At 43.1% G+C, this 8,163-nt stretch carries 6 protein-coding genes; all 6 read right to left on the reverse strand.

The window, feature by feature from the left end:
* Nucleotides 1-405: 405 nt before the first annotated feature.
* Genes ilvA through V5N63_RS10345 form a run of 6 tightly spaced genes read right to left on the reverse strand, consistent with a single transcriptional unit; the run spans nt 406 to nt 7,566 of the window.
* The gene (gene ilvA, locus V5N63_RS10320) at nt 406-1,650 is read right to left on the reverse strand and encodes a threonine ammonia-lyase IlvA (RefSeq protein ID WP_332033874.1); all 1,245 of its coding nucleotides are present in this window, start codon (nt 1,648-1,650) and stop codon (nt 406-408) included.
* Nucleotides 1,647-2,693, reverse strand: a complete 1,047-nt coding sequence (gene ilvC, locus V5N63_RS10325) for a ketol-acid reductoisomerase (RefSeq protein ID WP_332033875.1) — start codon at nt 2,691-2,693, stop codon at nt 1,647-1,649. Before ilvC ends, ilvA begins: the two co-directional genes overlap by 4 nt.
* A gap of 15 nt (nt 2,694-2,708) precedes the next feature.
* Nucleotides 2,709-3,239 carry an acetolactate synthase small subunit gene (gene ilvN, locus V5N63_RS10330; RefSeq protein WP_332024166.1) on the reverse strand — a complete coding sequence of 177 codons (531 nt, stop codon included), beginning with the start codon at nt 3,237-3,239 and terminating at the stop codon, nt 2,709-2,711.
* An 18-nt stretch (nt 3,240-3,257) separates the two neighbouring features.
* Nucleotides 3,258-4,994, reverse strand: coding sequence for a biosynthetic-type acetolactate synthase large subunit (ilvB, locus tag V5N63_RS10335; RefSeq protein WP_332024164.1), 1,737 nt, complete (start codon nt 4,992-4,994; stop codon nt 3,258-3,260).
* Between the two features lie 5 nt (nt 4,995-4,999).
* Entirely contained in the window at nt 5,000-6,676 is a 1,677-nt protein-coding gene (ilvD, locus tag V5N63_RS10340; RefSeq protein ID WP_332024176.1) for a dihydroxy-acid dehydratase, read from the reverse strand.
* The gene (locus V5N63_RS10345; protein ID WP_332033876.1) at nt 6,673-7,566 is read right to left on the reverse strand and encodes a branched-chain amino acid transaminase; all 894 of its coding nucleotides are present in this window, start codon (nt 7,564-7,566) and stop codon (nt 6,673-6,675) included. The genes ilvD and V5N63_RS10345 overlap by 4 nt, the downstream gene beginning before the upstream one ends.
* Nucleotides 7,567-8,163 lie beyond the last annotated feature (597 nt).

Here is an 8,163-nt window from a genome sequence, read left to right on the forward strand (position 1 = left end):
AGACAGATTTGGCGTCAAAAAAGCCAATATTTTCTATATCTTAACTTAAATTTTGTACTTCCGATACATACAAGAGAGTCACTCCTTCAGATGTAAAAAGTACTGTTATATAGCGTTTTCAGGATGTTCTAAATATTTGTAGTTAGTTGAGGACGGGTCACAAATTGGTCATCTCTATAGATGCTTCATGGATGCTTCATGGATACTTCATGGATAGTTCATGAGTAGTTCATAGATAGTTTTTCCATGGATATTTCACAAATGAAGTATGAGTCTAAGATTTAAAAAATTAATAAAAAATTCCCCCAATGCTGAGAGCACTTCCAAGAAAAATGACTTAGAAAAGCGACCCGCACCTCACCGTTAAGATTTGTCATTTGCCGGATGATCTCTTCCCTTCAAACGCTACAAAATTAAATGCGTAAACAGCTCCTTCTGTTCATTCAGGTGCTGATAGCTGATCTTTTTGTTTTTCATTTTTTCCTCCAGCGTACCTAAATCTGAATGGGATTTCAGTTCAATTCCCACCACCGCAGGCCCGTCTTCCCGGTTATTCTTTTTGGTGAACTGAAAATAGGTAATATCATCTTGTGCTCCCAGTACATCATTTACAAATTCTTTTAATGCACCTGGCCGTTGCGGAAATTTAATGATAAAGTAATGTTTTAAACCTTCAAACATCAGAGACCGCTCTTTTATTTCTTCCATTCTTGTGATGTCGTTGTTGCTGCCACTCACAATACACACCACATTTTTACCTTCAAGCTGCGTTCTGTACAGATCCAGCGCAGCAATGCTTAACGCTCCCGCAGGTTCTACAACAATGGCTTCTTCGTTATACAGCCGCAGAATCGTAGAGCAGACTTTCCCTTCCGGAACCGCGATGACTTCATCTAAAAGCTTCTGACAGATTTCAAATGTTTTATCACCTACTCTTTTTACGGCAGCTCCGTCTACAAATTTATCGATATCGGTTAATGCCGTGTTTTTACCGTTTTCCAGTGATGTTTTCATTGATGCAGCTCCTTCCGGTTCCACGCCTATGAGTTTGGTTTCCGGACTTAACTGTTTAAAGACCGTCGCCACTCCTGCAGCCAGCCCACCACCACCCACCGGAAAGAATATATAATCAATAGGCTCTTTGGTATCTTCCAGAATTTCCAAACCTACCGTTCCCTGTCCGGAAATGACGGATTCATCGTCAAACGGATGAACGAAAACTGCATTTTTTGTCTGACTGTATTGAAGTGCTTCATTGTAGGCATCATCAAAAGTATCGCCTTTCAGTACCACCTCGATATGTTCTTTGCCGAAGAGCTTTACCTGTTTTATTTTTTGTGCCGGCGTGGTAACAGGCATATAGATAACCGCGTTTATATTCAGTTTTCTACACGCGAAAGCCACGCCCTGGGCGTGATTTCCGGCACTTGCACATACCACCCCGGATTTTGCACCGTTTTCACTAAGGCTGCTTATTTTATGATAGGCACCGCGTAATTTATAGGAGCGTACCGGCTGTAAATCTTCCCGTTTTAAGTAAACCTGAGCGGCAAACCGCTCGCTCAGGTTTTCGTTTTTCATAAGAGGCGTATGAACCGACACTCCTTTAAGGTTTTCGGCTGCTGCTCTTATACTTTCTAAATTGATCATGTGGTTTGAGGTCTTAATTTTCGGACTTGCATGCCGGTTTGCCAAAGTTCGCTTTGATGGATCTCGTGGAGTTCTTCGTTGAGTTTTTCTCTGTAATCCGGTTTGCTGTTGGCTTCGATCACAATTGCGGCTTCTTTTCCGGACAGCACATGGTCATATAATTCATTAAAGACAGGAGTGGTGGCTTCTCTGAATCTTCCTTTCCAGTCCAGTGCTCCGCGTTGTGCGGTCGTACTGCAATTGGCAAACATCCAGTCCATTCCGTTTTCCGCCACCAAAGGCATCAGACTTTGGGTCAGTTCTTCCACGGTTTCATTGAAGGCTTCACTTGGCGAATGTCCGCGTTCGCGGAGCACCTGGTACTGCGCCTCAAAAACACCTGCGATCGCCCCCATCAGAACGCCCCGTTCGCCGGTCAGATCGCTGTATACCTCTTTTTGAAAAGTGGTTTCAAACAGATAACCCGAACCGATGGCAATGCCTAATGCCAGCGCTTTTTCTTCAGCTTTTCCGGTTGCATCCTGAAAAACGGCATAACTGGAGTTTAACCCTTGCCCTTTTAAAAATAAGGTTCTCAGCGATGTTCCTGAACCTTTCGGTGCCACTAGAAATACATCAACATCTTTAGGCGGCACGATGCCTGTTTTTTCGTGAAAAGTAACACCAAATCCGTGCGAAAAATACAGCGCTTTCCCTGGGGTCAAATGTTTTTTCATGGTTTCCCATGCCTGGATCTGCCCGGCATCCGACAGTAAATTCATAAGGAGCGTTCCTTTTTCGCATGCGGTTTCCACATCGAAAAGGGTTTCATCTTCCACCCACCCGTCTGCTAGCGCTTTCTCCCAACTCCTGGTTCCTTTTCTTTGCCCGACAATTACTTTTACTCCATTGTCTTTCAGATTCAGGGCCTGTCCCGGACCCTGCACTCCGTAACCGATGACCGCTACCGTTTCGTTTTTTAATATTTCTCTCGCTTTTTCAGGGGAAAACTCTTCCCGGGTTACGACATTTTCTGTCACGCCGCCAAAATTTAATTGTGCCATTGAGTATTGATTTTTTTAATTCAGTTCTAATTCTTTTAAATAAGTGCTTAAGTCTTTCATCGGTTTGCTTACGGCCACCCGTCCGGAGCAGGCAAATTCCAGAATACCAAATGGTTTCAGTTTTTCAAATAAAACCTGGGTTTCGGCTTTATGTCCTGTTTTTTCAATGATGATGAAATCGGGATCTACCGTAAGAATCTTCGCGCTGTTTTGCCGTACTACCTGCTCTACATCGTTTGACTTAAATCCGGTTGTTTTTATTTTATACAGCGCAATCTCCTGATGTACCACTTCATCATCCGTGTGCACAAAGACTTTCAACACATCGATTAATTTGTCTGTCTGACCCACCACTTTATCAATTTTTTCTCTTGTAGTTCTCAGAACGATGGTGTAGCGGTGGACGTTGTTTACTTCAGTTTCCGAAGCCGTGATGCTGTCGATGTTTAAATGGCGTCTTGTAAAGATGATGGTAATACGGTTGAGCATGCCGATGGTGTTTTCCGTAAATATGAATACGGTAAAAATTTGATCTGGGGTTTCCATTTTGTCCATTTTTTTAAATTATTGTAATCGGATTTCAGCTACAGAGGCGCCGGTGGGCACCATCGGGAACACATTGTCTTCTCTGGCTACTTTCACCTCCAGCAGAAAGGCGTTTTCTGTGTTTAAAAGTCGGTCCAGTGCGTCGTTCAAATCTTCCTGTTTTTCTACTTTTTCTCCTCTGATGTTGTACGAAGCCGCGAGTGCAACAAAATCCGGACTTTGAATGTCGGTAAATGAATATCTTTTTTCAAAGAACATTTGCTGCCATTGCCTCACCATTCCTAAATAACCATTGTTTAAGATGATGATTTTCACGCCGGTACTGTTCTGCATAATTGTTCCCAGTTCCTGTAAAGTCATTTGGAAACCACCATCGCCAATGATGGCAACAACCTGCTTTTCAGGATTTGCCATTTTTGCTCCGATCGCTGCAGGAAGGGCAAATCCCATCGTACCCAATCCGCCGGAGGTAACATTGCTTTTGGTTTGATTGTATTGATAGAACTGCGCCGCCATCATTTGATGTTGCCCTACATCGGTGACGATCACTGCATTACCGTTGGTTTTCCCGGAAAGTAAATCAATTACCAAATCCATTCTAAGCTCATCTGAAAATTCTTTTTTTCTGTTTTCAGACAATACATCCAGTTCATTTTGTTTTGCATGATGAAATTCATCCAGCCAATTCTGATGACTTTGTTGCTCGGCCAACTCAGTTAATACGGTCAGGGCATCTTTAGCGTTGGCTAAGACCCCGATATCTGCTTTGATGATTTTATTGATTTCGGCAGCATCAATGTCGATGTGGATCACTTTTGCCTGTTTTGCATATCGCGAAACATCACCCGTTACCCGGTCGTCGAAACGCATACCGACTGCCAGCAAGACATCGCATTCATTGGTTTTTACGTTCGGTGCGTAATTGCCGTGCATTCCTACCATTCCCACAAACAGAGGATGATGACCTGGAAACGCTCCTAAACCCAGTAGGGTAGAGGCGACCGGAATTCCGGTTTTTTCAGCAAATGTCAACAGTTCTTCTTCCGCATTGGCAAGCATAATTCCCTGTCCGATAATCATCAGAGGTTTTTTCGCTTTGTTCAATACCGCTGCCGCGGTCTGTACCTGTTCTAAATTTAGTTTTACTTCCGGTTGGTAACTTCTGACGGCGGAGCACTTTCTGTACAGAAAATCCACTGACTCAAACTGGGCATCTTTGGTAATATCCACCAGTACCGGACCGGGTCGCCCGGAACCTGCGATGTAAAAAGCTTTGGCCAGGATCGGAGCAATATCTTCTGCTTTCGTTACCTGGCAATTCCATTTTGTCACGGGCATTGAAATTCCCATGACATCTGTTTCCTGAAAAGCGTCGGTCCCCAAAAGATGCGAGGCCACCTGCCCCGTAATACAGACCAAAGGAGTGGAATCTATTAAAGCATCTGCCAATCCGGTGATTAAATTAGTGGCGCCCGGGCCGGAAGTGGCGAATACGACTCCTGTTTTTCCCGAAGTTCTGGCAAAACCCTGTGCTGCGTGAATCGCCCCCTGTTCGTGGCGGGTAAGGATGTGCTTCACTTCCTGCGCATGGTGAAAAAGTGCGTCGTAAACCGGCATAATAGCGCCGCCCGGGTACCCGAAAACAGTGGTTACCCCTTCTGCTTTCAAACTTTGTATCACCGCTTCAGAACCGTTCATTTTTTGTTTTTGCACGGATTTATTCTGGTCTTTTTTTGATAATATTGTTGTTTCCATTGTTTTTATTTATCGGTTACACAGCCAGTAGAAGCACTGGACACAGATTTTGCATATTTGTACAGCACGCCCCTTTTCACTTTGAGCGGTGGGGCAGTCCATTGTGATTTTCGGTGTTGCAGTCCCGCCTCACTTACCTTCAGATTAACCAGTCTGTTCTTCACATCAATGGTGATCACATCACCATTTTGAACCAAAGCAATGTTTCCTCCTTCAATAGCTTCCGGGCAAATGTGTCCGACCACGAATCCATGCGTTCCTCCTGAAAACCGCCCATCGGTAATGAGGGCCACATCATTTCCCAGACCGGCGCCCATCAAAGCTGAAGTTGGTTTCAGCATTTCCGGCATTCCGGGTCCTCCTTTTGGCCCACAGTAACGGATTACCACCACATCACCTTTCTGTATTTCACCGTTTTTGATGGCCGTATTGGTGCTTTCTTCATCGTCGAAAACTTTGGCTTTGCCTTCAAAAAAATCACCTTCTTTACCGCTGATTTTCGCAACACTTCCTTCGGTGGCAAGGTTTCCGTAAAGAATCTGTAAATGTCCGGTTGATTTTACAGGCTGATCCAGTGTTCTGAATACCTCTTGCCCTGGACTTAATCCCGGAATGTTTTCTAAATTTTCAGCCATTGTTTTTCCGGTAACGGTTAAACAGTCACCATGAAGCAGGCCTTTTTCCAACAGGTATTTCATCACGGCAGGGGTGCCGCCTACCTGGTGCAGATCTTCCATCAGGTATTTTCCGCTGGGTTTTAAGTCGCCCAAAACCGGCAGTTTATCACTCATTTTCTGAAAATCATCAATGCTTAATTCCAACCCAACCGAATCTGCCATCGCGATTAGATGCAGTACCGCATTGGTAGAACCGCCCAAAACCACTACCATGGTAAGGGCATTTTCAAATGCTTTCGGGGTCATAATATCTGATGGTTTAATGTCCTTTTCCAGCAACACACGGAGTGCTGCACCTGTCTCCAGACATTCCCTTTGTTTTACCTCATCTACCGCAGGATTAGACGAACTGTACGGCAGGCTCATCCCCAAAGCTTCGATCGCGGAAGCAAGGGTGTTGGCCGTATACATTCCTCCACAGGCACCCGCCCCGGGACATGCGCAGCGGATGGTTCCGTTATAGTCTTCCTCCGAAATACTGTTGTTTATTTTTGCTCCCAAAGCTTCAAAAGCCGAGACAATATTGAGTTTTTTATCTTTATAATTTCCTGAATGAATAGTGCCGCCATACACCATCAGTCCCGGACGGTTCAAACGGCCCAAAGCGATGACAGAACCCGGCATGTTTTTGTCGCAACCCACCACTGCCGCAACAGCATCATAATACTGTGCATTGACCACCGTTTCGATGGAATCAGCAATTACATCACGGGAAACAAGGGAGTAGCGCATCCCGTCGGTTCCATTGGCCATTCCGTCACTCACCCCGATGGTATGAAAGATCAGTCCAACCAAACCGGCTTCCTGAACTCCTTTTTTTACGGTTTTGGCTAAACCGTTCAAGTGCATATTGCACGTATTTCCTTCGTACCCCGTGCTTACAATTCCGACCTGCGCTTTTTCCATATCGGCATCTGTAAGCCCTATTCCGTAGAGCATAGCCTTGGAAGCTGGCTGTCCTGGATTTTGGGTGAAGGTTTTACTATATGTGTTGAGTGCTTTCATACCGTTTCTGTATTTAAGGTGTTTACGGTGTTTCTCACTTTTTGAGCATAGGCGGTCTGCAGTTGGTAGCCCAGGGATTTTTTCCACTCCAGAGGAAAATGATAATCATCTACCGATGCTATTCCCACCACTTCGGCAGCTGTTCCGCAGTAAAATGCGCTGTCGGCTTGTAATAAATCTTCTTTAGTGAAATTTCCTTGTTGTACTTCCAATCCTAATTGTTCGGCTAATTCCAAAACCGTAGATCTGGTGATTCCCGGAAGGATATTTCCCAATTGAGGCGTGAATAATTTTCCCTCTTTTTCAAAAAATAAATTCGCTCCCGGACCTTCAGCTAAAAAACCATCGCTATCCAACAGCAAGGCTTCATCAAAACCTTTATCTTTTGCTTCGGTAGTTGCCAAGATAGAATTGACATAATGACCGCAGATTTTTGCTTCGATATGGATGGATTTTGGATGCGGACGACAATAGGAAGAAACCGTTAAGCGCAATAATTTTTCACCTAAATAAGCTCCCCAATCCCACACAGCGATCATCAGCGAAACGCTCGTAGGTTTTGTCAAACTCATATTTGGGGCGCAATATACCAGCGGTCGGATGTAGGCATTCTTTAAATTGTTTTTTTTCAGCAATTCGTAGGTGGCTTCAACTAATTCTTGAACTGTATAATCCAAAGGAATTTTCACCAGTTCGCAGGATTTTTTTAAACGTTCGTAATGTTCTTCGGCTTTAAAAACCTTGGTTCCGTGTTCTGTTTCGTAAGAACGGATGCCTTCAAAAGCACCATAACCATAATGAAGGGTTTGACCATACAGATCGGTTGTACATTCGGTGGCTTTTACAAATTTTCCGTCCAGATAAAGGACTGTTTCGTTGTTGAAATACATTGTTTTTTACTTTTTTATTGAGTTGATAATTGATTTTTAGGAATAAAAAAAAGCCTTTCCCGAAATGAGAAAGGCTTACAGTTTGGCATACAGCAGCATCTCTCACGGTGGCGAGTTGATAATAATGCTGATAATAATATTGTTGGTATATAAATTCATTTTCTTGTTTTAATTTCATAAAAAAAGCCTCCTGATTTCTCGGGAGGCTTTCAAATATATCTTTCGATTACATCAAAATTATTCCTCCCCGGAATGTGAAATCACACCCGAAATAATAATTGAAGAAATAATAATTGAATTGTACATTTTCTTTGTTTTGTGATGCAAACCTAACTCGTAATTTTTAAACCAGCAAATTTTTCAGCGTTTTTTTTAATTAAAATTTTCATTGCAATTAAAAATTATAAAAGACTATTTGATGAATTGATGAAGTAAAAACCTTGTAAATCTCTACTATTGAAGCATATTTCTTTTTTTAAGATTTAAAATTTATCCCCCGCTTCCGCACGAAATGAAATTCGACGAAGTCAATCCTTTCGTGTGGCCATTGCAATAAAGCCATTTTTTTAGTTCATTAAATTATTTTTATCTTTATTA

Source organism: Kaistella sp., from assembly GCF_032060305.1.
GTDB lineage: Bacteria > Bacteroidota > Bacteroidia > Flavobacteriales > Weeksellaceae > Kaistella > Kaistella yananensis.